General features: G+C 33.7%; 25 protein-coding genes. 17 read left to right on the forward strand and 8 right to left on the reverse strand.

The annotated features are described in order from the left end of the window. Positions 1 to 12: 12 nt before the first annotated feature. Positions 13 to 474, reverse strand: a complete 462-nt coding sequence (gene rimP / locus M4I23_RS00110; protein ID WP_158845561.1) for a ribosome assembly cofactor RimP — start codon at positions 472 to 474, stop codon at positions 13 to 15. A gap of 214 nt (positions 475 to 688) precedes the next feature. Here rimP and M4I23_RS00115 point away from each other — a divergent pair, with 214 nt between their 5' ends. Next, on the forward strand, positions 689 to 1516 hold the full coding sequence (locus M4I23_RS00115) for a universal stress protein (protein WP_158845564.1): 828 nt from the start codon (positions 689 to 691) through the stop codon (positions 1514 to 1516). Between the two features lie 54 nt (positions 1517 to 1570). On the opposite strand, the gene M4I23_RS00120 is transcribed toward M4I23_RS00115, so the two are convergent. The 6 genes from M4I23_RS00120 to M4I23_RS00145 are packed head-to-tail and all read right to left on the reverse strand — an operon-like array spanning position 1571 to position 6354. Continuing rightward, positions 1571 to 2119 (reverse strand): CopD family protein, encoded by a 549-nt coding sequence (locus tag M4I23_RS00120; protein ID WP_158845566.1) that lies wholly within the window; start codon positions 2117 to 2119, stop codon positions 1571 to 1573. Between the two features lie 12 nt (positions 2120 to 2131). Then, complete coding sequence (locus M4I23_RS00125; RefSeq protein WP_249753035.1) at positions 2132 to 3484, reverse strand: MATE family efflux transporter; 1353 nt, start codon at positions 3482 to 3484, stop codon at positions 2132 to 2134. A 2-nt stretch (positions 3485 to 3486) separates the two neighbouring features. After that, the gene (hemH, locus tag M4I23_RS00130) at positions 3487 to 4518 is read right to left on the reverse strand and encodes a ferrochelatase (RefSeq protein WP_158845572.1); all 1032 of its coding nucleotides are present in this window, start codon (positions 4516 to 4518) and stop codon (positions 3487 to 3489) included. A gap of 5 nt (positions 4519 to 4523) precedes the next feature. After that, positions 4524 to 5228, reverse strand: coding sequence for a ThuA domain-containing protein (locus M4I23_RS00135; protein ID WP_249753036.1), 705 nt, complete (start codon positions 5226 to 5228; stop codon positions 4524 to 4526). A gap of 8 nt (positions 5229 to 5236) precedes the next feature. After that, positions 5237 to 5392, reverse strand: a complete 156-nt coding sequence (locus M4I23_RS00140; protein ID WP_199269907.1) for a hypothetical protein — start codon at positions 5390 to 5392, stop codon at positions 5237 to 5239. Between the two features lie 53 nt (positions 5393 to 5445). Next, positions 5446 to 6354, reverse strand: coding sequence for a helix-turn-helix transcriptional regulator (locus M4I23_RS00145; RefSeq protein ID WP_249753037.1), 909 nt, complete (start codon positions 6352 to 6354; stop codon positions 5446 to 5448). 182 nt (positions 6355 to 6536) lie between these two features. Here M4I23_RS00145 and hemA point away from each other — a divergent pair, with 182 nt between their 5' ends. The 10 genes from hemA (at position 6537) to M4I23_RS00195 (ending at position 16504) form a co-directional block, all read left to right on the forward strand. Continuing rightward, positions 6537 to 7799 carry a glutamyl-tRNA reductase gene (gene hemA / locus M4I23_RS00150; protein WP_249753038.1) on the forward strand — a complete coding sequence of 421 codons (1263 nt, stop codon included), beginning with the start codon at positions 6537 to 6539 and terminating at the stop codon, positions 7797 to 7799. Further along, on the forward strand, positions 7792 to 9366 hold the full coding sequence (gene hemC / locus M4I23_RS00155) for a hydroxymethylbilane synthase (protein ID WP_249753039.1): 1575 nt from the start codon (positions 7792 to 7794) through the stop codon (positions 9364 to 9366). The genes hemA and hemC overlap by 8 nt, the downstream gene beginning before the upstream one ends. Before the next feature lie 55 nt (positions 9367 to 9421). Further along, positions 9422 to 11173, forward strand: a complete 1752-nt coding sequence (locus M4I23_RS00160; RefSeq protein ID WP_249753040.1) for a TrkH family potassium uptake protein — start codon at positions 9422 to 9424, stop codon at positions 11171 to 11173. Between the two features lie 31 nt (positions 11174 to 11204). Next, positions 11205 to 11921, forward strand: a complete 717-nt coding sequence (locus M4I23_RS00165; protein ID WP_158845588.1) for a TrkA family potassium uptake protein — start codon at positions 11205 to 11207, stop codon at positions 11919 to 11921. A gap of 1 nt (position 11922) precedes the next feature. Next, complete coding sequence (gene hemE / locus M4I23_RS00170; protein ID WP_158845591.1) at positions 11923 to 12948, forward strand: uroporphyrinogen decarboxylase; 1026 nt, start codon at positions 11923 to 11925, stop codon at positions 12946 to 12948. Positions 12949 to 13104: 156 nt separating this feature from the next. Beyond that, positions 13105 to 13866 (forward strand): EI24 domain-containing protein, encoded by a 762-nt coding sequence (locus tag M4I23_RS00175; protein WP_249753041.1) that lies wholly within the window; start codon positions 13105 to 13107, stop codon positions 13864 to 13866. Then, the gene (locus M4I23_RS00180; RefSeq protein ID WP_249753042.1) at positions 13853 to 14398 is read left to right on the forward strand and encodes a GNAT family N-acetyltransferase; all 546 of its coding nucleotides are present in this window, start codon (positions 13853 to 13855) and stop codon (positions 14396 to 14398) included. Before M4I23_RS00175 ends, M4I23_RS00180 begins: the two co-directional genes overlap by 14 nt. A 6-nt stretch (positions 14399 to 14404) precedes the next feature. Beyond that, on the forward strand, positions 14405 to 15307 hold the full coding sequence (gene hemF / locus M4I23_RS00185) for an oxygen-dependent coproporphyrinogen oxidase (RefSeq protein WP_249753043.1): 903 nt from the start codon (positions 14405 to 14407) through the stop codon (positions 15305 to 15307). Between the two features lie 18 nt (positions 15308 to 15325). After that, positions 15326 to 15712, forward strand: coding sequence for a YchJ family metal-binding protein (locus M4I23_RS00190; RefSeq protein ID WP_249753044.1), 387 nt, complete (start codon positions 15326 to 15328; stop codon positions 15710 to 15712). Positions 15713 to 15730: 18 nt separating this feature from the next. Next, a complete protein-coding gene (locus M4I23_RS00195; RefSeq protein WP_159019122.1) occupies positions 15731 to 16504 on the forward strand; it encodes a hypothetical protein in 774 nt (257 codons plus the stop codon). A gap of 15 nt (positions 16505 to 16519) precedes the next feature. On the opposite strand, the gene M4I23_RS00200 is transcribed toward M4I23_RS00195, so the two are convergent. Further along, positions 16520 to 19147 (reverse strand): DEAD/DEAH box helicase family protein, encoded by a 2628-nt coding sequence (locus M4I23_RS00200; RefSeq protein ID WP_249753045.1) that lies wholly within the window; start codon positions 19145 to 19147, stop codon positions 16520 to 16522. A gap of 53 nt (positions 19148 to 19200) precedes the next feature. Here M4I23_RS00200 and hemB point away from each other — a divergent pair, with 53 nt between their 5' ends. From hemB to M4I23_RS00230, 6 genes are all read left to right on the forward strand, one after another. After that, positions 19201 to 20193 carry a porphobilinogen synthase gene (hemB, locus tag M4I23_RS00205; RefSeq protein ID WP_249753046.1) on the forward strand — a complete coding sequence of 331 codons (993 nt, stop codon included), beginning with the start codon at positions 19201 to 19203 and terminating at the stop codon, positions 20191 to 20193. An 88-nt stretch (positions 20194 to 20281) separates the two neighbouring features. Then, on the forward strand, positions 20282 to 20983 hold the full coding sequence (locus M4I23_RS00210; RefSeq protein ID WP_249753047.1) for an Ig-like domain-containing protein: 702 nt from the start codon (positions 20282 to 20284) through the stop codon (positions 20981 to 20983). Between the two features lie 21 nt (positions 20984 to 21004). Then, positions 21005 to 21871, forward strand: coding sequence for a hypothetical protein (locus M4I23_RS00215; RefSeq protein WP_249753048.1), 867 nt, complete (start codon positions 21005 to 21007; stop codon positions 21869 to 21871). A 522-nt stretch (positions 21872 to 22393) separates the two neighbouring features. Further along, the gene (locus M4I23_RS00220) at positions 22394 to 23479 is read left to right on the forward strand and encodes a CNNM domain-containing protein (RefSeq protein ID WP_249753049.1); all 1086 of its coding nucleotides are present in this window, start codon (positions 22394 to 22396) and stop codon (positions 23477 to 23479) included. Next, positions 23479 to 23952, forward strand: a complete 474-nt coding sequence (locus M4I23_RS00225; protein WP_249753050.1) for a methylated-DNA--[protein]-cysteine S-methyltransferase — start codon at positions 23479 to 23481, stop codon at positions 23950 to 23952. Before M4I23_RS00220 ends, M4I23_RS00225 begins: the two co-directional genes overlap by 1 nt. A 1-nt stretch (position 23953) precedes the next feature. Then, a complete protein-coding gene (locus M4I23_RS00230) occupies positions 23954 to 24478 on the forward strand; it encodes a DUF4442 domain-containing protein (RefSeq protein ID WP_249753051.1) in 525 nt (174 codons plus the stop codon). Positions 24479 to 24495: the final 17 nt, after the last annotated feature.

Genomic DNA, 24495 nt, shown 5'->3' on the forward strand with positions numbered 1-24495 from the left:
ACTGGTTTCGATTTAAAATTTTATCACAACTTTTGCTTCTACAATATCGTCGTAAGCTATATTCGCTTGCTTCTTTACCGTTACTTTCCCTTTACCAACGGGCTTAGGTTCTCTAGTTTTCCACTCTAGTAGTATATCGTTTTCGGTAGCGGCTGTTAAAACACCTTCTACTTCTTCCGTTTTTGTACGCACATTTAGCGTTCTATCAATATTTTTTATATACTGGCGTTGATGTGTAAACGAAGCTGTTGCTCCTGCCGACATCACTTCTATAGAATAATCATGTTCTTCCCTATCCAAATCATTCTCAACAAATCTGCTAATAAAAATACAGTCCTCAACTAAAACGCCGTTATCACCATCGATAACAATGTTTATATGACTTTCTGCACTAATAGTTAAGCTGATAAGAAATAAATCTTGTCGCTCTGTTAATGCCTCTTCGAGTAAATTTTCTACGGTAGTTTTAAACATTTTCTAGTATAAAAAGAGGGGACTTTCCGTCCCCTCATTTTCTTAATTCGCCTTTCAACGGTGCAAATATATAAAATATTATTGATTCTTAAAGGAATTTTTCATAAATTTAGATACGCCATAGCTTATGTTACAAACAAATAAGTGTATTTTTAAGCTTTATATCTGTAATGCAAATAATGCCTTACTCAACCACTAAACACCTAACGATTCTATGAAAAAAATTCTTGTACCCACAGACTTTTCCGACCAAGCCGAGAACGCCTTAAAAGTAGCAGCACAACTAGCTAAAACTTACGATTGCGAAATTTATTTACTGCACATTATTGAATTACCAATCGATCAAGTTGATGCTTTAACGTCTCATAGCGATTTTCCTGAAGCTTTATTTTTCATGAAGTTAGCACATAAAAAATTCGAAGAATTAAAAACCCAAGACTATTTAAAAGATATTACAGTTCATGAAACTGTTGATTTTCAAGAAATTTTTAAAGGAATTTTTCATGTTAGCAAAAAACACGATATTGATTTAATAATCATGGGATCTAATGGCGTAAGCGGACTAAAAGAAATGCTTATTGGAAGTAATACTGAAAAGGTAGTAAGAACATCAGAAACCCCTGTTTTAGTAATTAAAAACGAGCACAAATATTTCAACGTCAAAGATTTTGTTTTTGCTTCCGATTTTAAGGAAGAAAGCAAACCAAGTTACGAGCAATCGCTTCGTTTTGCTAAAATTTTTAATGCAAACATGCATTTATTAATGGTTAATACTCCAAACAAATTTAGAACCACAGGAGAAGCCAAGGCTTGTATGCATGCTTTTGCTAGCAACTTTGAATTCCCGAAACAGAGTATTAATATTTACAATGATATAAGTATTGAAAATGGCATCATGAATTTCTCGCAATCTATCTCAGCTGATTTAATTGGAATGAGTACGCATGGTCGACAAGGAATTTCGCACTTTTTTAACGGCAGCATAAGTGAAGATTTAGTAAATCATGCTAAACGCCCTGTTATCACTTTTAAGATTGATTAACAAAAAACTAGGGTTATCTGGATTAAAATAAGAATTAGGTACAGACAATATTTATTATGCGTCAGGATTTTTACTTCTTATATTTTTATAAACTTTGAATCCTAACATGATTAAAACCCCTAGAACAAGAATTCCTACTACACCCCAAACCCAGTTAATGGCGCTTTTTAAAATCACTAAAAACACAACAGCAAAAAGAATAAAAGTTGCACCTTCATTCCAAATACGCATAAAACTAGATGTTTTTTTAACCACATCATTCTGCAACTGCTTAAAATATTGATGCGTTTTTAAATGATAAATAATAAGAAGCACCACAAAAGTAAGTTTTACATGCATCCAAGGTTGCTCCAACCAAAACGGTTGTAAAACCAAGAGCCAAACAGCAAAAATAGTACACAAAATTGCCGACGGCCAAGTAATAATATACCACAAGCGCTTTGCCATAATTTTTAGTTGTTTACCCAAAATCTCTTTATCTGGCGATGGTTTATGATAGGCCTCAATTTGATAAACAAATAACCTAGGAATATAAAATAGGCCTGCAAACCAAGTAACAACAAATATAAGATGAAACGATTTTATATAATTATAATACTCCATACTGCTATTGATTTATACGGTTTTTACTATTAAATTTTTTCGGATTTCGCGATTTAAAAAATACGCTGTTACTATTGTGGAAAACACATCGGAAATAGGAAATGACATCCATACACCTAGTTCGCCATAAAATTTTGGTAATATAAATATAAGCGGTATAAAGAAAAACCCTTGACGTGACAAAGTAAGCAACAAAGCAGGCGTTGCCTTACCAATAGCCTGAAAATAAGCCGCTCCAATAAGCTGCAGCGCGATTACTGGTGTTGCAGCAAAAACCCAACGCATAGCGGATGGAGTTTGCTCTATAACCGCTGTATTTGTGGTAAACACTTTGGTGATAGCCTCCGGAAAAAGCATGAGAACAATAAATATTAGAGTTGCCAAAATAGCCGCATATTTTATAGCAATATTAAGACTCTCTCTTACTCTATCGTAATTTTTTGCACCATAATTAAATCCCGCAATCGGCAAAAACCCTTGGGTAACACCCAAGACAGGGAACAAAGCAAACATAAGCATTCTACCAACTATAGCATATGATGTAACCGAGGTTTCTCCACCTAAATCGAATAAAATATTATTCATAAACAAGTAAGTAACACTTACCACGGCCTGCCTAGCAAGGGTTACAAAACCCAAAGAACCTATCTCTTTTACAATAGGAAAATGCAAACCAAAGTCTTTTATATTTATTTTTAATTCTGAATTTTTAGAAATGAAAAACCAAAGAATAAATGTAAATGAAAAACCATAAGAAATAGTGGTTGCCCATGCAGCGCCAGCCATTCCATAATCTAAAACATTAATAAAAATATAATCTAACAGCAAATTCGCTACCGACGGAATCATCATGGAGTACATCGCAAACTTAGGCTTACCTTCCGCCCGTATTACATTGTTTCCAAGCATAGAAAACGCCAAAAGAGGAACACCATACAATACTATTTTATAATATATCTTAGCAGGTTCAAAAATGGCACCTTTACCTCCAAACAACAAAATGATATCGTCAACAAAAAACAACCCGAGTGCAACAATAGAAACCGTTAACAATAAAACAAGTGTTATTTGGTTTCCAAAAGTTTTTAGAGCTTTTTCGTAATTTGAAGCACCAAGTGCTCGAGAAATAATCGAGGCGCCTCCAATACCAATACTCATTCCCAAAGCCGCAATAAAAAAAGAAACCGGCAACACAATATTTATAGCAGCAATAGCAATTGCCCCAATCCATTGACCTACAAAAACTGTATCGACCAAAACATTAAGAGACATTACTAATACACCAATAGATGCCGGAACAGCCTGCTTAATAAGCAATTTACCAATAGGTTGCGATCCTAAATCTTCCGAAGATACCTTAGCCATTATCAGTCATTAGTTTTACCAGCTCCCCAAGTATTTATCCATTTTGAAAGCAATTCTACAAACTCATCATCGTCGTTTAAACAAGGTACCGTTGTAAAATCCTTACCACCCATTTCATGAAAAATTTCTTGACCTTCCATTGCTATTTCTTCAAGAGTCTCTAGACAATCACTAACAAATGCAGGTGTTATAATCGCCATATTCTGCACTCCTTTTTTACCCAAACGCTCAATAGTTCTATCTGTATAAGGTTGTAACCATGGATCAAAACCTAAACGAGATTGAAAAGATGTTGAAAACATATCTTCCTTAAAACCGAGTTTTTCACCAACCAATCGAGTTACCTCTAAACACTGGTGTTTATAGCAATACTCGTGAGCTTTACTTGGGGTAACACAACAACTTTTATCAATTTTGCAATGCGATTTTGTAACATCACTTTTTCTAATATGCCGTTCTGGAACACCATGATAAGAAAACAATACGTGATCATAATTCTTATCTTTTAAATGATTTTTAATTGAATTTGCAAGCACTTCTATATAATCTGGTTTATTATAAAAAGCAGGAACAGATTCAATTTTTAAATCAGGAAAATACTCCTGACGCAATTCTTCAGCTAAAACCGTTATTGTTTCAGTGGTTGCCATAGCAAATTGAGGATAAAGAGGAAAAAGTAAAACCTCCTCTACACCTTTATCTACTAATTCTTGAAGCCCCTTTTTAATAGTCATACTACCATAACGCATAGCAAGCGCAACAGGATACTCTACTTCTTTTTGAATTTTATTTTGAAGCCTTTCTGAAATTACAATAAGCGGAGAGCCCTCTTTCCACCATATCTTTTTATACGCCGCTGCCGATGCTTTTGGGCGCGTTTTTAATATAATCCCTTTAACTAAGGCGGCTCTAGCAATATACGGAAGATCGATTACGCGTTCGTCCATTAAAAACTCACCTAAATATTTTTTTACGTCTTTTGGCTCAGGACTTTCCGGTGAACCAAGATTGACAAGTAATATACCTTTTTTCATTTATTTTATTTATCTAAACAATATAAGATTCCACCTAAAAGATGCGCTCTAAATTCTGGATTTGAATATGATTCTACAGTATGCCCTAGCCCAGTGTAAAACATTCTACCACCATCAAATTCTTGACACCATGCAATAGGGTGAAATTCTCCATTTTCACCACCTGTATAACTCGATTCATCAAGTGTTAAAAGCACATGGATATCGCTACTTATACTTTTAAAATTATACCACTCATCATAATGACTCCATGGACTTGGCAAATGCTTGGTGGCTTCGTGATTTTTATCTTTTACCTCAATAGAGGCTTGCGCTTGCTTTGGGTGACTTACAAAATAAGCTCCAACAAGTTTTCCGTACCATTCCCACTCAAACTCGGTATCTGTAGCGGCATGTATTCCTAAAAAACTGCCACCATTATTAATATACTTTTTAAAAGCCGCTTCTTCTTCAGAATTTAAAATATCTCCTGTAGTGCTTAAAAAAATAATTAAATCGTATTTCTTTAATTTTTTACTTAGGAAAACCTTAGAATCCTCACTATGCGTAACTTTAAAATTATTATCAGCACCTAAAGTCTCAATAGCTTTCACTCCTGTTTCAATAGATTTATGCCTAAACCCTTCTGTTTTTGAAAAAACTAAAACGTGATCTGTAGCGTTACAAGCTAGAGTAAAAAACACCAATACTACAATTAAAATTGCTTTCATGTTTGCTCTTATTTATTTTTGGTTAGTTGTTGGTGATATAATTTAGGACGATCTTCTGTATACTCGCAATCTTGAAAAATACCACAAGAGGTACTTGTTCTAGCTAAAGACTTAGTGCTTTCATATTTGGCTAACGCCGCTATTTCTGGAGATAAATATTTCATTTTTTTTGTTTTTTTATCAGAAGGAAAACATAAGCTGTACTACTTCCGTGTTTTTAATTGGTTAAGGACATCACATACTTTTTAGGAGTCGTGCCATATTTCTTTTTAAATGCCGCAATAAAATGACTAGAAGTACTGTAACCTACTTTAAGTCCAACTTCGTTCACATTATCATTTCCTGCCTCTAGTAATTTTCGAGCTACTTCCATTTTATAGTCGAATAAAAAACTGAAAACTGAATCGCCATAAATTTGTTTAAAGCCTTCTTTTAATTTTTTAATATTTAATCCAATTTCATCAGCAAGTTCCTGTAAACTTGGCGGCTCTGCTATTCTTGAAATTACAATATCTTTAGCCTTTCTTATTTTTATAACATTTGTTTCATCAACTAAAAACGGACATTGTTCAACATCGGCATCTTCACTTCTATTAAAATACAAACTTAAAAGTTCATAAGCCTTTCCTTTAAAATATAAGTTTTTTATAGATTGATTTAAGTTATAATTTATTAACTGATTTAAAACTATAGCCATAGATGGCGAAATTACACCGTCTTTATAATATTTTTTATCTTTATTATCATCGCTTAAAAAAGTAATATAACCAGCTTCTTGAGAAAACAAACCGTGAAATTTTTTAATTGAAATTAATATAGAAACCATCCAAGAATTGGGTTCAATTTTTAGATTAATTGGCAAATCGCGCTGTGGGTTATACAAAAGCAACGAGTTTTCTTCAAGTATATTCAACGTATAGCGGCCTTCATTAAATATAAATTGACTAGAACCTTTAACACAAAAATGAAATTGAATGAAATCGCTATATATTTCTTTTACAATGTTTTGCACTTCACTTTTATCATTCTTATACATTAAAACAAAAAAACCATCATCAACTTCCGTTTCTAAAAACGAACTTTGAGCGTTACTTTTTTGGTTATTTTCAATGTTATTCTTATTCATCTTATTTAGATTGGTTCTAAATTAACTCCTTCAAATCAATTGATTTCACTACAAAAATATGATATTTATCACATATTCAGCAAAAACAACGCTAAAAAACCACAAACGACACTAAAAGTTCTTTGAGCGTTACTTTTTAACCCGCCATCCGTATATTTTTGCCACACAATTTTAATCAACGCATGCAGCAATATAACGTTTCGAAAAGCAGTTACTTTTACGCCATTGGTTTAAGTTACAAAAAAGCCGATGCCGATATTCGAGGACATTTTAGTCTAAGCGAAGATGGTAAACTTTCACTTTTAAATCAAGCTAAAGATAGTAAAATAGAAAGCTTGGTAGTAACTTCTACCTGCAACAGAACCGAAATTTATGGCTTTGCCCAACACCCTTTTCAACTTATAAAATTACTTTGTGATAACACACGCGGTACTGTTGAAGAGTTTCAAGAGGTTGCTTACATTTATAAGAATAAAGACGCCATATCTCACATGTTTCGTGTAGGCTCTGGTTTGGACAGTCAAATTCTTGGTGATTTTGAAATTATAAGTCAGTTAAAAATTAGTGCTAAACTTTCAAGAAAACACGGGTTACTTAACCCGTTCTCAGAACGATTAATAAATGCAGTAATTCAAGCGAGTAAGCGTATTAAAACCGAAACCGAAATTTCATCGGGTGCCACATCTGTATCATTTGCTTCGGTTCGCTATATTTTTAATGCTGTTGAAGATATTAGCAATAAAAATATTTTACTCTTCGGAACAGGTAAAATTGGTAGAAATACTTGCGAAAACTTGGTTAAACACACCAAAAATGAGCATATTACCTTAATAAACAGAACTAAAACAAAAGCGGAGCAAATTGCCGGGAAATTTAATTTAGTAGTTAAAGATTACTCTAATTTACAAGAAGAAATTACCGATTCGGACATTTTAATTGTTGCCACTGGAGCACAACGCCCAACAATTGATAAACATATAATACAAAATAACCGACCACTTTTAATTTTAGATTTATCGATTCCGAAGAATGTAGATGAAAATGTTTTGGAATTAGAAGGTGTTAAATTGGTGCATTTAGATCATTTATCTCAAATTACCGACCAAACGCTCGAAGCTCGAAAAGAACATATTCCTTCTGCGGAAGCGATAATAGAAGAAGTAAAAACAGAGTTTAATAATTGGTTAGAAACTCGAAAATTCGCGCCAACTATTAAAGCTTTAAAACATAAACTAAACGATTTTGCAATGGCGGAATTAGATACACAACGTAAAAAAATGTCCGATTTTAACGAATCGCAAGCCGAAATTATCAGCAGTAACATTATTCAGAAAATAACTAATCATTTTGCGCATCATTTAAAAGATGATGACGTTTCTACAGACGACAGTCTTGAACTTATTAAAAAAGTGTTCCAATTAGAACCTTCTACAAAAAATGTCTAAAATCATAAAAATTGGTACTCGTGATAGCGAATTAGCGCTATGGCAAGCCAAAATAGTACAAAGTCAACTCGAACAATTAGGTCATAAAACCCAGATAGTACCAATAAAATCTACAGGCGATTTAGTTTTAGACAAACCGCTTTACGAATTAGGTATTACAGGTATTTTTACCCGGACGTTGGATATTGCAATGCTTAACAACGATATCGATATTGCTGTACATTCCTTAAAAGATGTACCAACGGTTTTACCAAAAGGTATTGTGCAAGCAGCAGTTATAAAACGTGGTAATCCAAAAGACACTCTTGTTTTTAACGACAACGAAGAGTTTTTAGGATCGAAAGATGCCGTAATTGCAACCGGAAGTTTACGCCGACGTGCACAATGGTTAAACCGTTTCCCGACACACACCATTACAGATTTAAGAGGCAACGTTAATTCACGCCTACAAAAACTTGAAGACAGCGAATGGAACGGTGCTATTTTTGCTGCCGCCGGTATTGGAAGAATTGGTGTTAGACCGGAAGAAGCCATTAATTTAGACTGGATGATTCCTGCACCAGCGCAAGGAACTATTATGGTTACAGCTTTAGAAGAAGATGAATTAGTAAGAAGCATTTGCGCCGAGTTAAATCATGAAGAAACCGAAATTTGTACTACAATAGAACGTGAATTTCTAAATAAATTAGAAGGTGGTTGTACAGCTCCTATTGGTGCTTTAGCCGTAATAAAAGACGAAGAAATCACCTTTACCGGTGTTTTATTAAGTCCAGATGGAACAAAACGTATTGATGTATCTCGTGTTAAAAAACTAGGAGAGCACCATGATGTTGCTCAATATTGCGCCGATTTTATTATTGAACGTGGCGGAAAACGGTTAATGGATAACATTAAAAATTCTGATAGAAAAACTAATGTATATTCTACAAAATCACTAACAGAAGATCAACGTTTGTTATTTCATGAAAAGGTGAAATCTGAAAGTACCGATGTGGTTAAAATTAGCTTAAACCGTATTCATCCTAGATTCTTAAAAAACGAAATTGAAAACGTGATAATTACAAGCAAAAATGCTGTAGAATCGCTAACCACAAACTATTCTGCTCTAGAGCTACAGTTTAAAAACATTTATTGTGTTGGCCGTAGAACCAAGCGTTTAGTTGAAAATAGAATAGGAAAAGTTACTCACTCGGAAAATAATGCTAAAAAATTAGCCGATTATTTGGTAGAATATATGACCGGTGCAGAAGTAACTTACTTTTGTAGCGATATTAGATTAGATGCTTTGCCAACTATTTTAAGTGAAAACAATATCAAAGTTACCGAAATTGAAGCTTACCAAACTAAATATGATGGCGTAAGAGTTAACGACTCTGTAGAAGCTGTTATGTTTTATAGCCCTTCTACAGTTGAAAGTTTTACTCAGAAAAACAAAAAACAAGTTATTGCTTTTTGTATTGGTGAAACTACGGCAGCAGAAGCTAGAAAACATTTTGAAGATATTCGTGTAGCAAAAGTACCAACGGTAGAAAGCGTTATAGAGTTAATAAATGAGTATTATATTTAGTACCATCTAGCTTTTATTTTAAAACAGGTTTTCGTTATAAATCATTAGATTTAAAATGCCTAAATTAAAAAAACAATCATTATTAAATTACGTGTATCGGTTTTTCGATATAATCGTATTATTTTTTATTGTCTTCGATTTAGGCTACGATCATGCCGATAATTATACATCACCACATGTTTTTGGTTTAATAGCATTATCGGTTTTATTACTAGTATTTAATACTGTAAAACTTTTTATTTACAAGTATAAAAACAACAAACGCGTAGCTCAAGTTAACATTTTAATTATCTCAATTTTATTGATAACCTCTATAGTGGTCTCGCTAACGCATATGCATAACGACTACCATTTTGTTCTACAAAAAATAAAACCCATACTCGAACTCGGCCTTATTTTATACTTCCTAATAAGGTTACTTGTATTGGTGCGTTATATTTATGAAGTCTATTTTAATCCAGCCATCGTTTTTGTAGGCAGCTTTTTTATTATGGCCATTCTAGGTGCTTTTTTACTTATGCTGCCAAGTGCTACTATAGAAGGTATTAGCTTTACAAATGCTCTTTTTACAGCTACAAGCGCCGTTTGTGTTACGGGCTTAGCCGTTTTAGATACTAGTCACGATTTTACGTTAGTTGGTCAATCTATTATTTTAGTTTTAATTCAACTAGGAGGATTAGGAATATTAACTTTCACCTCCTTTTTCGCATTTTTCTTCAGAGGAAGCTCCTCATTTAAGGAAGGTTTAAATACTAAAGATTTTATTGCACAAGAAGGTTTGAGAGATGTGTTTAGAGCAGCTCTAAACGTGGTTGCATTTACGCTTACTTTAGAACTTATTGGAGCTGTATTTATTTATTTATCTGTACATGATAACACGGTAATTAAAGACAAATTGTTTTTCTCGGCTTTTCATTCTATTTCGGCATTTTGTAATGCCGGATTTTCAATTTTACCATCTGGATTGTTTGAAAAAAGTATTCGTTTTAATTACGGTTTTCAATGGATCATTATGATGCTTATTATTTTTGGAGGTTTGGGACACAACATCATTTTTAATTTCTATAAAAAAATAAGAATTTATTTTTTAGAAATTTTCGAAAGAGATGCTGTCCATAAACGTGTGCCAATAATTACTTTAAACACTAAAATAGTAATTTATACCACATCTATTTTACTATTTGTAGGATGGGTGTTTTTCTTTATATCAGAATACAACAACACCATGTTGGAACACACGACCATTGTTGGTAAGTTAACAAATTCAGCATTTAATTCGGTTAGCCCTAGAACTGCAGGATTTAACGTGATTAATTATAGTGAAATGACTATGCCTTCCTTATTATTTATAATATTATTAATGTGGATTGGTGCTTCACCAGCATCAACTGGTGGTGGTATAAAAACGAGTACCTTTGCATTAGCAACATTAAATATTTATGCTACGGCAAGAGGAAAAAGTCGTATTGAAATTTTCGGAAAACGAATCTCGGCAGAGTCAACATCAAGAGCCTTTGCTATTTTATCTCTTTCTCTAATAGTTATAGGTTTTTCTATTATGGCGCTTTTAATTTTCGAACCTAAACATACGTCATTATTAAGTATAACTTTTGAGTGTTTTTCGGCATATAGTACAGTTGGCTTGAGTTTAAATTTCACACCTAGTTTAACAGAGCCTAGCAAATATGTTATAATTTTAGTCATGTTTATTGGTAGAATAGGAATGCTCAATTTAATGATTGGTTTAATGCGCCAAATCAATCATCAATTTTATGAGTATCCAAAAGAAAATATTTTGATCAACTAAATGTTTTTCAAAAAATAAATAATTTATATAGATGAAAATAATAGTTATTGGACTCGGAAATTTCGGAAACGCTCTAGCATTGAGTCTTACCGAAACAGGCAACGAAGTAATTGCCATAGACAAGCAAATAGAGAAAATCAACCTGGTAAAAGACCTAGTTTCTCACGCCATTTGTATGGACTCTACCAACGAGTTAGCCTACAGCGCCGTGCCTTTAAAAGATGCCGACAAAATAGTCGTTGCCATTGGTGAAAATGAAGGAGCCGCCATAATCACTACAGCTATTGTTAAAAAATTATGCGATGTAAAAATTATTAGCCGTGCACTTTCACCCATCCACGATACCGTTTTAGAAGCTATGGGCGTGCATAATATTATTCATCCAGAACAAGATTCAGCTAACAGGTTAACCAAACAAATCAATTTTAAATCTACTTTAGAAAATTATCAATTAGATAATAACTTCACAATTTCCGAAGTAAAAGCTAAAAAAGATTTCTTCGGAAAAACACTAAAAGAGCTAGATACAACAAACAAATTTCAGCTTACATTAATTACCATAATTCGCGAAATAGAAAAACGTAATATTTTAGGTAAAAAACATATTATAAAAGAAAGTATTGGCCGAGTTAATTCGGAAACCTTAGTCCTCGAAAATGATATTTTAGTCGTTTACGGAAACAACAAAGACATTGAAGATTATTGCATGGGCCAAGAAGAATACGATTTAAGAAATAAAAATATATAACATGATTAAGAACGATTTATTTTTACGAGCATTAAAAGGAGAAACCGTAGACCGTCCACCCGTTTGGATGATGCGTCAAGCAGGGCGATATTTACCAGAATTCATGGAAATTAAAGCCAAATACGACTTTTTTACGCGCTGCCAAACTCCAGAATTAGCGAGTGAAATAACCGTACAACCCATAAAACGTTTTGGTATGGATGCCGCTATTTTATTTAGCGACATATTGGTGATTCCACAAGCCATGAATATCGAAGTGCAAATGAAACCAAATTTTGGTCCATATTTACCTAATCCAATACGCACACAAAAAGATGTCGATAATGTAATCGTTCCCGATGTTACTGTAGCGCTAGATTATGTTTACCAAGCCATAAAAGCAACTAAAGAAAAACTAAACGACGAAATTCCTCTAATTGGTTTCGCAGGTTCTCCATGGACTATTTTATGCTATTGCGTACAAGGCCAAGGCAGTAAAAATTTCGATAAAGCCAAGGAGTTTTGCTTTACAAACCCAATTGCAGCTCACGGATTATTACAAAAAATAACAGATACTACAATTGCTTATTTAAAAGAAAAAGTAAAAGCAGGTGTTAACGCCGTACAAGTTTTCGATTCTTGGGGAGGCATGCTTTCCCCTGTAGATTATCAAGAATTTTCTTGGAAATATATCCAACAAATCATCGATGCCTTAAAAGATGAAACTCCGGTTATCACTTTCGGGAAAGGTTGTTGGTTTGCACTTAACGAAATGGCAAACTCTGGTGCTTCGGCACTTGGTATCGACTGGACGTGTTCTGCAAGAAACGCGCGTTATTTAACTGGTGGAAACATAACTTTACAAGGTAATTTTGATCCTACACGTTTATTTTCCCCACCAGCAGAAATCAAGAAAATGGTGCACCAAATGATTAACGAATTCGGTAAAGACAAATACATTGTAAATCTAGGACATGGTATTTTACCAAACATCCCAATAGAAAATGCTCGCGCCTTTATCGATGCCGTAAAAGAATATAAAGTTTAAAATTATTTGGACGTTACCTACTTTTTTAAGTAACATTTTAGCTAAACATGCTACATATAGCTGGAAAAAGTAGGTCGCGCTTTCACTACTCGCTCCCTCCCGAAAAGGTCGGGGAGCTTAAACAGACCGTTCAATCGCTAACGCAAGAGTAACGTCATGATTAAAAACATAATTTCTGGTATTAAAGCATACTTCGGTGCTTTCAGCTTAATATCAAAACTCAAACTCTGGAAATATTTTGCCATCCCCATGCTCATTAGCGTGGTAACAGCGGCCGCTATTTTCGGTTCAGCCTATGGTCTATCGGATAATATTGGGAGTTTCATTTCTAAAATTTGGATTTGGGATTGGGGTAAAGACACCTTCACCTCTATTAGTAATTTTATTGGCGGCCTTTTTATTGTAGTTATTGGTCTTATATTATTTAAACACATCATTATGGCACTATCTGCGCCATTTATGAGTCCGGTTTCCGAAAAAATTGAAGCACACCTAACAGGCAACGCTCCGCATTCTCATCGCGATACCACATTCTGGCAACAATTAATGCGTGGTATAAAAATTAACGGACGTAATTTAATAATGGAATTACTACTAACAATTCCTTTACTTATTTTAAAATTCATTCCAGTTGTTAATATTTTTTCCGCAGTTTTACTATTTCTTTTACAAGCCTATTATGCAGGTTTTGGTAATATGGATTACACTTTGGAGCGCCATTTTCAATACAAAAAAAGCGTACAATTTGTCAAAAAAAATAGAGGTATCGCTATAGGAAATGGTATTGTTTTTATTCTATTTTTATTAATTCCAATTATTGGTGTAATTTTAGTGCTACCTTTATCAGTAACTGCAGCAACTATAAAAACAGTTAATGCTCTAGAATTAAAAAACAATGCAACACATGCAAACTCTTAGTTTTAAAAACTTCAACATAATACCCATTAATGCTAACGATGCTTGGCCTCTATGCAATTTTATGTCAGCAAATGAAGATCGATTAAAACGTTATTTCCCAAAAACTTTACAAGAAAACTTAACACCAAGTTTAGCTAAATCCTTTACAGATAAAAAAGTTAAACAATTTCAATTAAAAGAAGAGTTTCTATTCACGATAAAAGAAAAACAATCCAATGATGTTGCGGGCTTAATCTATATAAAAGACCTTAATTGGACAACCAAACAAGCAGAATTTGCATATTGTATTTCTTATCAATTTGAAAGCAAAGGCATCACAACAAAATCAGTAGCCCTTTTATCCGATTATGCTTTTGAAACTTTAGGCCTAAAAACGCTTCAAATTATAGTACATAAAGACAATCTTGCAAGTGTTGCTGTGGCAATGAATAACAGCTTCACTTGGATAAAAACATTAAAAAACGAACATACACCTCCAAACGAAAGCCCATTAGATATGGAACTTTACGAGCTGTATTATGAAATGGAATAATTAAAAATGAAAAACAAATTCTACCAATATATTCAAAACCTTCAAGATAGTATTACATCTAAACTAGAAGCTATTGATAGCAAAGCAACCTTTCAAGAAGATATTTGGGAACGTCCAGAAGGCGGTGGCGGACGCACCCGAGTAATAGAACATGGAAATGTTTTCGAAAAAGGAGGTGTAAATATTTCAGGTGTAAACGGCAAATTACCAAAGTCTATGCAAGACTATTTTAAAGTTGGCGATGTCGATTTTTTTGCATGTGGTTTAAGTTTGGTACTTCACCCTACAAACCCAATGGTACCAACCGTGCATGCTAATTGGCGCTATTTTGAAATGTATGATAAAACTGGAGAGATCGTAGGTAGTTGGTTTGGTGGCGGACAAGATTTAACGCCTTATTATTTATTTGAAGAAGATGCTAAACATTTCCATCAAACATGTAAAACAGCCTGCGATAAACACAACCCAGAATTTTACTCAAAATACAAAGCTCGTTGCGATGAATATTTCTACAATACACACAGAAATGAAGGTCGTGGATTAGGCGGTTTATTTTTCGATTACTGCAAAGCAACAGAAGACATGACTATGGAAAACTGGTACAATTTTGTAACCGAAGTAGGCGATAGTTTTCTAGAAGCTTACGTACCAATTGTTGAAAAGCGTAAAGATTTACCATATACAGAAGCCCAACGTAATTGGCAAGAAATTCGTCGTGGACGCTATGTGGAATTTAATTTAGTGCACGATAAAGGCACCCTTTTTGGATTAAAAACCAACGGACGCATAGAAAGTATTTTAATGAGTTTACCGCCACATGTACAATGGGTTTACGACCATCATCCAGAAGCTGGTAGTGATGAGGAAAAATTAATTGAAGTTTTACAAAATCCAATAAACTGGGTTTAAAAACTTAACACCTCATCGATGAACTGTTACTGCGGAAACGAAAAACCATACGCCAATTGTTGCGGAAAAGCACATAAAGATTTAAGCAAAGCTAAAACAGCCGAACAACTTATGCGCTCGCGCTACAGTGCTTTTGTGTTAGCCAATGGCGATTATTTAATGGCTACGCATCATACATCTACACGCCCAATAAAAGAAAAAAAAGCAATAGTAAACTGGGCGAAATCTGTAAAATGGATAAAATTAGAAGTTCTAGAAACCTCCGAAGGACAAGAAAACGATACTAAAGGCACTGTTACGTTTAATGCTTATTTTTTCGAAAATGGAAAAGTAGATATGATACACGAAAAATCGGCTTTTGTACGAGAAAACAATCTTTGGTCGTATTTAGGACTAAGTAAATAGAAAACATACTACAACATTATGAGTAAAATATTTCAACGCGTGTTTTTAATTATTAATTTTAAAACACTCTTGATCACGGGTTTATCTATTGCTTCCACAGCGTTTTGTTTACATTTTGAAATTAAAGCAGATTTCCCATTAACCTTAATTGGTACTGCTATTGTGTTCCCAATTGTTTTTTCTATTGGTGGCGCTTACAAACGTCGTGAAGTTGCTTTAGATGAATATGGTTCGATAAAAGCTCATGGCCGAGCGTTGTTTTTTGCAGTTTCAGACTGGGTAGAAAACCCACCTCAAGAGCTCAAAGATGAATTAAAAGAAAACCTGAGAAACCTTTTAAACTCATGTAAGCATGTTTTTAGTAATCCTAAAGAACAACTAGAAGAAAACGAAAAAGGTGTATATACCAGCTTTGAAGATCTTTCTAAGTTTATAAAAAGTATGCGTGCACATGGTTTACCTTCTGGCGAAGCATCGCGTTCTAACCAGTTTTTAAGCAAAATGATGATTTCATTCGAGCGCATCAAACATATTTATCAATACAGAACACCAAGAACACTACGTACTTATAGTGATATTTTTATTGTGCTTTTACCAATTATCTACGGACCACATTTTGCACACAACGTAACAAGTTATAACTACGGCTTGGAGTTTGCTGTTCCTATTATGTTCAGTGTTATTTTAGTCGCTTTAGATAATATACAATCACACTTAGAAAACCCTTTCGATCAACAAGGTGAAGATGATGTTTACATTAATGTCGATAAATTTATAAGAAATTTAGACTAAGTTTTTTCAACTTAATTATTTCCAAACCATCACCTCTTTTGATACTTTTTTAAAAGCATTATGCACATGCGCCAATCTAGCTTTTAATAGTAATTTCCGGCCTTCCTTATGCCTTGTGTAAAACAATTTACTTTTGCCAATATGCATGTTCCAATGTTTTTGAAAAACTAAGGCCTTAGTTTTTTTATCTCCAAAAATTTCAGGAACCGGATAGAAGTTTTCAATATCTAATCGCTTTCTGAAGAAACTACTTTTAATAATAAGATATCTCGGTGAATCTATCGGGTTTATAATTTCACTTAATGCTTTAGAGAATACAGCACTTTCATAAGCATTCCCTCCAAGTAAGCTACACGACACATCGCCTTTATTTACAAGACTAGATGTTACAATTAGCTCATCTTTTTTCGTTGTTATATAATTCAATTCAACCATAGTATCCAATATGGAAAGGCCCATATTTTGTATCTTTTTGTACAGATATCCATGTTTTATATAAAGCGTTATAGCACGATATAACTTAAGTCCAAACGAAAACAAAAAGGCCGCTAGAAATGCATAAATAAAATATAGCACACCACGTTGTATCACGAGGTTTATACCTCTTAAAATAAACTCGACATAAAACACAGAAACAGCAAGCATTAACTCGACTACAAAAAAGCGAATAGCATCAAAATAATATAATTGTCGCTGTCTAGTAAAAGGTTTATCGCCTATATAAAACAGCCTCACATCTTTAGTTAATCTTGTTCCTTTACCAATAGAGTCTTGCCATTTTTTGGCTGTTTCACTTCTGCTTTTTGCACGTTTTAAAGTCGTTTCATTTAAAACATCAATATCTTCTTCTAAAAAATGCTCAGGAAAATTTAAACGATCAATGCCGTTAGAAATAAACGGAATATCATTATTAGTAACACCTACAAAAGCATCAAAACGTCGCTTTAAAACTTCAACATCTCGCCCACCGCTTGCATCTGTAATATCAACGCAAGCCAAATGCCAAATATTCCCAGTTTTATCTGGCTTATCGGCATCTTTTCTAATAGCACGACCGCGCATTTGATTAGATGAAACAAACGAACCAATAAAGGAAGCTAAAATTAAACTATTGATAGAAGGTGCATCCCAACCTTCACCAAGCAACGATTTTGTACCCACCAGAACTTTAATATCTCCATCTTCAAAAAGCTTTGTAATAATACTAACAATGCTATTTTTTGTTTTAATTTTAGATGATACCACTAAAAAATCGGCATCAATTTCTAAAGGGGAAAAGGAAAAATCATCACAACTTTCAATCTTATCAAAAGCCACCAACAGGTTTTTATGCACAACAACTAAGCTTCCTGAAAGCACCGCCAGGTCTTCTTTATGCGAGCAACTACTTCTTATAAACTGAAATATTGGCATAACACCAATACTATTTATGAGTTCTTTTTGGCTGTTTAAAAATTCTTTCCGAATGTAATCGGTTAAAATAACGCAACGTAAATCTTCTTTTAAATTTTCGCGTTCTGCCTTTACAATATCAACAATACTTTTTAATTTACTCGGGCTGTTTGACAGTGATTTATACAGCAAATTTTCACCAATAAAATCTACTCTTCTTTTTCGAAACACATCTAATTGTCGGAGTTTCTTTTCCAACCTCATCAAATACACCTCGTGATCTATCAAAAGCTCTCGATCGGACACTAATAAATTCTGAAATAAAACACCCAACCATTCTAATTGTAACTCTGGAAACTGAATAGTTTCATCACCCTCAAAACCAAGAAGTTCAAGTTTTTCCTTTTCAATACTAATTCCGCAGACATTTAAAAAAATAAGTATGGCCGAAAAATATTCAGTATTGCTATAAATAGCTTCTAAATGATACTTCGGACTTTTATAAAAACGATGGGCTTTTAAAAAAGAAATAAAAATTTCATCTTCTATTAATTCATCTTTAAACGTTGCTATTTTCTCTCTGTATTCAACTATAAAATTAATCTCTAAATCTTCAGGTTTAGAAAAGTAAACAAAATCTTGATGCGGACATAAATCGGTTTCTCTAACTAAATCTGGTACCGCGATTTCATCGTCTATGTCTCCACATAGCTTAAAATATTTAGCAACTTCCGTTCTATCGCTATCATAAGGTGGCGTGGCGGTTAAGGCCACTAAATGAAACGGAATATTTTCTTTTAAATCAATTAAGCAGGTCCACCATGCATTTTTTAAATGATGCGCTTCATCTAAAACCAATGTTTGAATATTATGCTTTTTGAAAAAGGCGTAATAATCATTTTTATCTTCGAACGTTTTGTAAAAAGCATGTAACGATTGGTAAGTAGAAAAGGTAATATCTTTAGGCGCTTTTAAATCGAAAGAAAACGGCTCGAAATCTTCATCTCTAGTAAAAAAGGTTTGTAAGCGGTTTTCCCATTGATTTCTAATAGTTAAGGTTGGAGCCAAAACCAAAGTTTTCTTGTTTAATTTTCTAATAATTTCAATGCCTAGAATGGTTTTCCCAGATCCTGGAGGTGCAATAACATGAAAATGATTGTCCTCAATATGAGTATTGAAGTGTTTTAGCAAATTAGCCTGATAACTTCGCCAAGGAAAGTTAAATTCTAAAAATCGAAACGATTCGAGCAAGATAAAAAGGGTTTAAATTATTAACTTTGTATTCGATAAAAGTAATAAAAACTATGTATCCATTACGAAGAAATAGAAGATTGAGAACTAATGAAGCTATTCGTAGCTTAGTTCGTGAAACTGTAATAACTCCAAACGACTTTTTAGTACCACTTTTTGTGGTTGAAGGGAAAGGTATTAAAGATGAAATAGCATCGATGCCAAACTATTTTAGGTATAGCTTAGATTTATTAGAAGGTGAAATAAAAGAACTTTGGAGCCTTGGACTAAAATCGGTTTTACTTTTTGTAAAAGTGCCAGATAACTTAAAAGATAATAAAGGCACTGAAGCTTTAAACCCAAACGGATTAATGCAACGCGCCATTAAAACGATAAAAAACGTTTGTCCGGATATGTTAGTGATGACGGATGTTGCACTAGATCCTTATTCTTCTTTTGGACATGATGGTATTGTACAAAATGGTATGATTATAAACGATGAGTCTGCTGCTGTATTATCGCAAATGGCTTTAACACATGCACAAGCAGGCGCCGATTTTGTAGCGCCGAGTGATATGAATGATGGCAGAACCTTACAAATTCGTCAAGTATTAGAAAACGAAGGCTTTAAAAATACGGGAATTATGAGTTATTCAGCAAAATACGCATCGGCTTTTTACGGGCCTTTTCGTGATGCTCTAGACTCGGCTCCTGTTGATTTGGTTGATGTACCAAAAGATAAAAAAACCTACCAAATGGATTGCGGAAATAGAATAGAAGCTATACGCGAAACACTAATGGATATTGATGAAGGATCGGATATTGTTATGGTAAAACCGGGCTTATCTTACCTTGATATTTTAAGAGATATTAAAAATGAAGTAGATGTTCCAGTAGCAGTATATCAAGTTTCTGGCGAATATGCTATGATAAAAGCTGCCGCTGAAAAAGGCTGGTTAAATCACGACCAAGTTATGATGGAAACCACCATGGCTTTTAAACGTGCTGGTGCCGATATTATAGCAAGTTACTTTGCTAAAGATGTGGTGAAAATATTAAACGGTTAAGACGTTTTACCTTTTTCATATTTATTTTTTTCGCATACTCAAGTAATCTTCTAAAAAAAGATACGACTACATGCGAAACATTTTATTTATGAAAAAGGTAATCTTTATTTTTATTTTAATTACTTCAACCATAGTTTCTAGCTGCATTGGTGAAGACATTAGGCAAGATGAAATTTCTGAAGAACTACGAATTTTAAACCCTATTGAAAACATCGTTGTTTCTGAAAGTTACCAGTTCAACACCTCTTTTTTTAATAATATTGGTGAAATAGACAACTCTACTACAGTAGTCTGGTCCAGTAGTAACGAAGCTGTAGCAAGTATTGATACTTCAGGTTTATTATCGGCTCTTACTGAAGGAACTACTATAATAACGGCTCAAATAGAAGACGGCTCTTCTATTATTACTGAAACATCTCTATCAATTATAGTAACTTTAGAGCCTACCGAAATAGAAACGCCTCCTGCTAATAAAAGTGGGACTATAACAACCACAAGCAGTTATAGATTAGAGGGCGATTTTACCATAACCGAGATAGAAAACACAAATAATATTCTAATTTCTATAGCCGATAATTACACGGCTACCACAAGTCTTCCTGGTTTATACGTATACCTAAGCAACAACCCTAACTCTATTAATGGTGCTCTAGAACTTGGTGCAGTAACCGTATTCAATGGCGCTCATACCTACACCGTTAGCAATACCAATATTAACAACTACACTTATATTCTATACTGGTGCAAACCTTTCGGAGTTAAAGTTGGAGAAGGAAAAATAAACAATTAAGAGCACATTAATAAAGATATTATGACGTTAAAAAAAATTCTAACCCTTGTTGCAGTAATCTGTTTTTTCTCGACCAACGCTTTTGCACAATGGACACAAAAAAAAGGAAATGGTTATTATAAATTATCAGCGTGGTACTTAGAAGCAGACTCGCATTATACCGATACAGGAGAAACAGACCCTAACACGACTAGAGGTCAGTTTAGTGTTAATCTATATGGAGAATATGGGCTTTCAGATAAACTAGATGTTATTGCTTACCTTCCTTTCTTTGCCAGAAGTTTTGAGAATGATGTTATATCGGGAACAACCGGGCAAACCCTTTCAGAAGGCCAAGCCATTAACAGCATAGGAGATATTGATTTAGGAGTTAAATACAGTATTCTTCAAGGAAAAAACTACGCATGGTCTACCAGTCTAATTTTAGGGCTACCTACAGGAGAAAATGCTGGAGGAAGTAATGGTAGTTTTCAAACCGGAGATGGCGAATTTAATCAACTTATACGTACTGCTCTTGGAATGTCTTTTAATCTGGGAAATCTACCTGCTTACGCTAAAACATATGTAGGGTTTAATAACAGAACTAATAATTTTTCAGATGAATTTAGAACCGGTTTAGAAATTGGAGTAAATACATTCAACAAAAAATTATGGTTTATTGGTAAAGCTGATGTCTTAAAATCTTTTAAAAACGGCTCTTTAAGTGCTCAAAATTCACAAGGAAGTATTTTTGCAAACAATATAGAATATGTTAGTTTAGGGTTAGAAACAGCTTATTATTTAACCGAAAAACTAGGGGTTTCTTTAAGTTTTTCGAACGCCGTAAGCGGCCGTTTAATTTATGCTAACCCGTCATTTTCGGGAGGGGTTTTCCTAGATATAAATTAACAAATAGATTTTTTTATCGACGGTAAATTGGATTTCAACACACTCCTTTTTACCGTTTTTTGTTATAACTTCAACTATAACAAACATATCACCAATATTATCGGCATTGTAAAACTCTGCTTTTACTTTCCCATATTCGTCGGTTGTACATTTGAAACCGAATATACAACCGAGCGTAAATCGGGAACTTTCCAAATCGTTTTATAACTCACTACTGTTTTAGAAGCAAAACCTAATGCTGTAATAAATGCCTTTAGTTCTAAATATCCTCTAAAACCCTTTTCCTTCTAAAGAATAAAAACTATTAAGCAAAATTATTTTCCTCTACTATCCATCTAGGTATCTAGGTATCTTCTGTAGATAAACTTTAAAACAAGTATAATCTCTAAATTTTAAAGTAGTTTCATGGATAATACCAATAGCTATTTCCTCGCTAGAGATATGAGTATTAATATAAAACAAATTCTTACAAACATGGTGTTGTTTGATTTTGTAAATTAGCGGTTAATTAAATCATCATTAATGAGCGCATTAATTTTCTGGGCAACCATATCCGTTTTCTTTTCTTTTTTATGTTCTATACTCGAAGCCGTTTTACTGAGTGTAACACCAACCTTTATAAATGTTAAAAAGCAAGAAGGCAAAGATTACGCTTTAACGTTAGAAACTTTAAAGAAAGATGTAGATAAACCTCTAATTGCAATTTTAACATTAAACACTATTGCACACACTTTAGGTGCTATGATGGTGGGTATTCAAGCAGAAAGCTTACCGTACAAAATAGAGTTTTGGGGTATAAATACCGTTGGTGTCGTTTCGGCAATTATGACGTTGCTTATTTTAGTGGCTTCGGAAATTATCCCGAAAACAATTGGTGCCATGTACTGGAAACAATTGGCTAATTTTACATCTAAAGCTTTAGTTGTTTTAATTTTCCCATTAAAATGGACTGGAATTTTATGGACACTTCAACTTACAACTAAACTTATTGGCGGTAAAGGTCATGGTAGTGTTTTAAGTCGTGAAGGCTTTTTAGTTATGGCAGATATGGCACATGAAGAAGGCGTTTTTCAAGAAAACGAAAGTAAAATAATAAAAAACTTACTAACCTTTAGAGAGGTGTTTGCTAAAAACGTAATGACGCCAAGAACGGTTATGCAAGCCGAAAATGAAAATACAACGGTTGAAGATTTTTTTAATAGAAACTTAAATTTACGTTTTTCTAGAATTCCAATTTTTTCTGATAATCCAGATAATATTACTGGTTTAGTTTTAAAAGATGAAGTTTTTAAAGAAATGGCTTTAGGGAATGGTACTAAAAAACTATCAGAACTTCAACGAGATATTATTATTGTAGATAGAAATTTACCAATACCAAAACTATTTGAACAACTTGTTGAAACGAGAAACCACATGGCGTTAGTGGTTGACGAGTATGGATCTGTTAGCGGTCTAGTAACTATGGAAGATGTGATAGAAACACTTTTAGGTTTAGAAATTATGGACGAAAGTGATAGTGTTTCAGATTTGCAGCATATGGCTAGAAAAAGTTGGGAATCACGAGCTAAAAAACTTGGTATTTTTGATGAACCCAATACTGAAAAATAATGGAAACCTGTATCATCAAATCGCCTTTAGGATTCACTAAAATTAGTGGTGATATAGATGGTATTTCTCAAGTTACAGTTTTAAATTCCGAAGAAAAAGAAACCGATATTATCCCCGTAGAATTAGAAGATTGTGTGATGCAACTCCGAGAGTATTTTGAAGGTTCTCGCACACAATTCAACTTAAAACTAAATGCCCAAGGTACCGATTTTCAACAACGAGTATGGGATACACTGGAACAAATTCCACATGGAAAAACAACATCTTATTTAGAGCTTTCAAAAAAACTTGGTGATGTAAAAGCCATCAGAGCAGTTGCGAACGCAAACGGGAAAAATCCGCTTTGGATCATTGTGCCTTGCCATCGTGTTATTGGTAGTAATGGCAGTTTAACTGGTTATGCCGGTGGATTACACCGCAAACAATGGCTAATAAATCACGAAAACCCATACAAACAACAATCGCTTTTTTAGGATGTATAGAACGATAACAAAGATTGCAAAACGTTTTTTTACAGATGCTCAAATTTATAAATATGGGTTTAACTGGTCTCCTATGTACAGGCGTTCCACGGGTAGGCTTGTTACTGTTTCGGAAGATTTAATGTATGTTAAAATCAAAATCCCTTTAAGTATTAAAAATAGAAACTATGTCGGGACTATTTTTGGTGGTAGTTTATTTTCGGCAACCGATCCCATTTACATGATTCAGCTTATGAATATTTTAGGCGAAAACTATGTAGTTTGGGATAAAAACGCTTCTATAAATTTTAAAAGACCAGCCAAAGAAACAGTTTTTACGGAATTTATTTTTTCCGAAGAGGACATCCTTCTTATCAAAAATAAGGTTTTAAAAAACGGTGAATTTAATTTAGTAAAAACACCAAATATTGTAGATAAAAATGGCGTTATTATTGCGGAACTCTCAAAAACTATTTACGTTGCCGATAAATTATTCTACAAAGAAAAACGGAAACAAAAAGAAAATTCACCCTCTTAAACTCTACCCTCTTTTTT

Origin of the sequence: Algibacter sp. L4_22 (assembly GCF_023473045.1) — a bacterium.
Classification (GTDB): domain Bacteria; phylum Bacteroidota; class Bacteroidia; order Flavobacteriales; family Flavobacteriaceae; genus Algibacter.

Bases quoted from the DNA above. Each gene is read 5' to 3' on its own strand.
- rimP (WP_158845561.1), bottom strand. From the start codon at position 474: ATGTTTAAAACTACCGTAGAAAATTTACTCGAAGAGGCATTAACAGAG.
- M4I23_RS00115 (WP_158845564.1), top strand. From the start codon at position 689: ATGAAAAAAATTCTTGTACCCACAGACTTTTCCGACCAAGCCGAGAAC.
- M4I23_RS00120 (WP_158845566.1), bottom strand. From the start codon at position 2,119: ATGGAGTATTATAATTATATAAAATCGTTTCATCTTATATTTGTTGTT.
- M4I23_RS00125 (WP_249753035.1), bottom strand. From the start codon at position 3,484: ATGGCTAAGGTATCTTCGGAAGATTTAGGATCGCAACCTATTGGTAAA.
- hemH (WP_158845572.1), bottom strand. From the start codon at position 4,518: ATGAAAAAAGGTATATTACTTGTCAATCTTGGTTCACCGGAAAGTCCT.
- M4I23_RS00135 (WP_249753036.1), bottom strand. From the start codon at position 5,228: ATGAAAGCAATTTTAATTGTAGTATTGGTGTTTTTTACTCTAGCTTGT.
- M4I23_RS00140 (WP_199269907.1), bottom strand. From the start codon at position 5,392: ATGAAATATTTATCTCCAGAAATAGCGGCGTTAGCCAAATATGAAAGC.
- M4I23_RS00145 (WP_249753037.1), bottom strand. From the start codon at position 6,354: ATGAATAAGAATAACATTGAAAATAACCAAAAAAGTAACGCTCAAAGT.
- hemA (WP_249753038.1), top strand. From the start codon at position 6,537: ATGCAGCAATATAACGTTTCGAAAAGCAGTTACTTTTACGCCATTGGT.
- hemC (WP_249753039.1), top strand. From the start codon at position 7,792: ATGTCTAAAATCATAAAAATTGGTACTCGTGATAGCGAATTAGCGCTA.
- M4I23_RS00160 (WP_249753040.1), top strand. From the start codon at position 9,422: ATGCCTAAATTAAAAAAACAATCATTATTAAATTACGTGTATCGGTTT.
- M4I23_RS00165 (WP_158845588.1), top strand. From the start codon at position 11,205: ATGAAAATAATAGTTATTGGACTCGGAAATTTCGGAAACGCTCTAGCA.
- hemE (WP_158845591.1), top strand. From the start codon at position 11,923: ATGATTAAGAACGATTTATTTTTACGAGCATTAAAAGGAGAAACCGTA.
- M4I23_RS00175 (WP_249753041.1), top strand. From the start codon at position 13,105: ATGATTAAAAACATAATTTCTGGTATTAAAGCATACTTCGGTGCTTTC.
- M4I23_RS00180 (WP_249753042.1), top strand. From the start codon at position 13,853: ATGCAAACTCTTAGTTTTAAAAACTTCAACATAATACCCATTAATGCT.
- hemF (WP_249753043.1), top strand. From the start codon at position 14,405: ATGAAAAACAAATTCTACCAATATATTCAAAACCTTCAAGATAGTATT.
- M4I23_RS00190 (WP_249753044.1), top strand. From the start codon at position 15,326: ATGAACTGTTACTGCGGAAACGAAAAACCATACGCCAATTGTTGCGGA.
- M4I23_RS00195 (WP_159019122.1), top strand. From the start codon at position 15,731: ATGAGTAAAATATTTCAACGCGTGTTTTTAATTATTAATTTTAAAACA.
- hemB (WP_249753046.1), top strand. From the start codon at position 19,201: ATGTATCCATTACGAAGAAATAGAAGATTGAGAACTAATGAAGCTATT.
- M4I23_RS00210 (WP_249753047.1), top strand. From the start codon at position 20,282: ATGAAAAAGGTAATCTTTATTTTTATTTTAATTACTTCAACCATAGTT.
- M4I23_RS00215 (WP_249753048.1), top strand. From the start codon at position 21,005: ATGACGTTAAAAAAAATTCTAACCCTTGTTGCAGTAATCTGTTTTTTC.
- M4I23_RS00220 (WP_249753049.1), top strand. From the start codon at position 22,394: ATGAGCGCATTAATTTTCTGGGCAACCATATCCGTTTTCTTTTCTTTT.
- M4I23_RS00225 (WP_249753050.1), top strand. From the start codon at position 23,479: ATGGAAACCTGTATCATCAAATCGCCTTTAGGATTCACTAAAATTAGT.
- M4I23_RS00230 (WP_249753051.1), top strand. From the start codon at position 23,954: ATGTATAGAACGATAACAAAGATTGCAAAACGTTTTTTTACAGATGCT.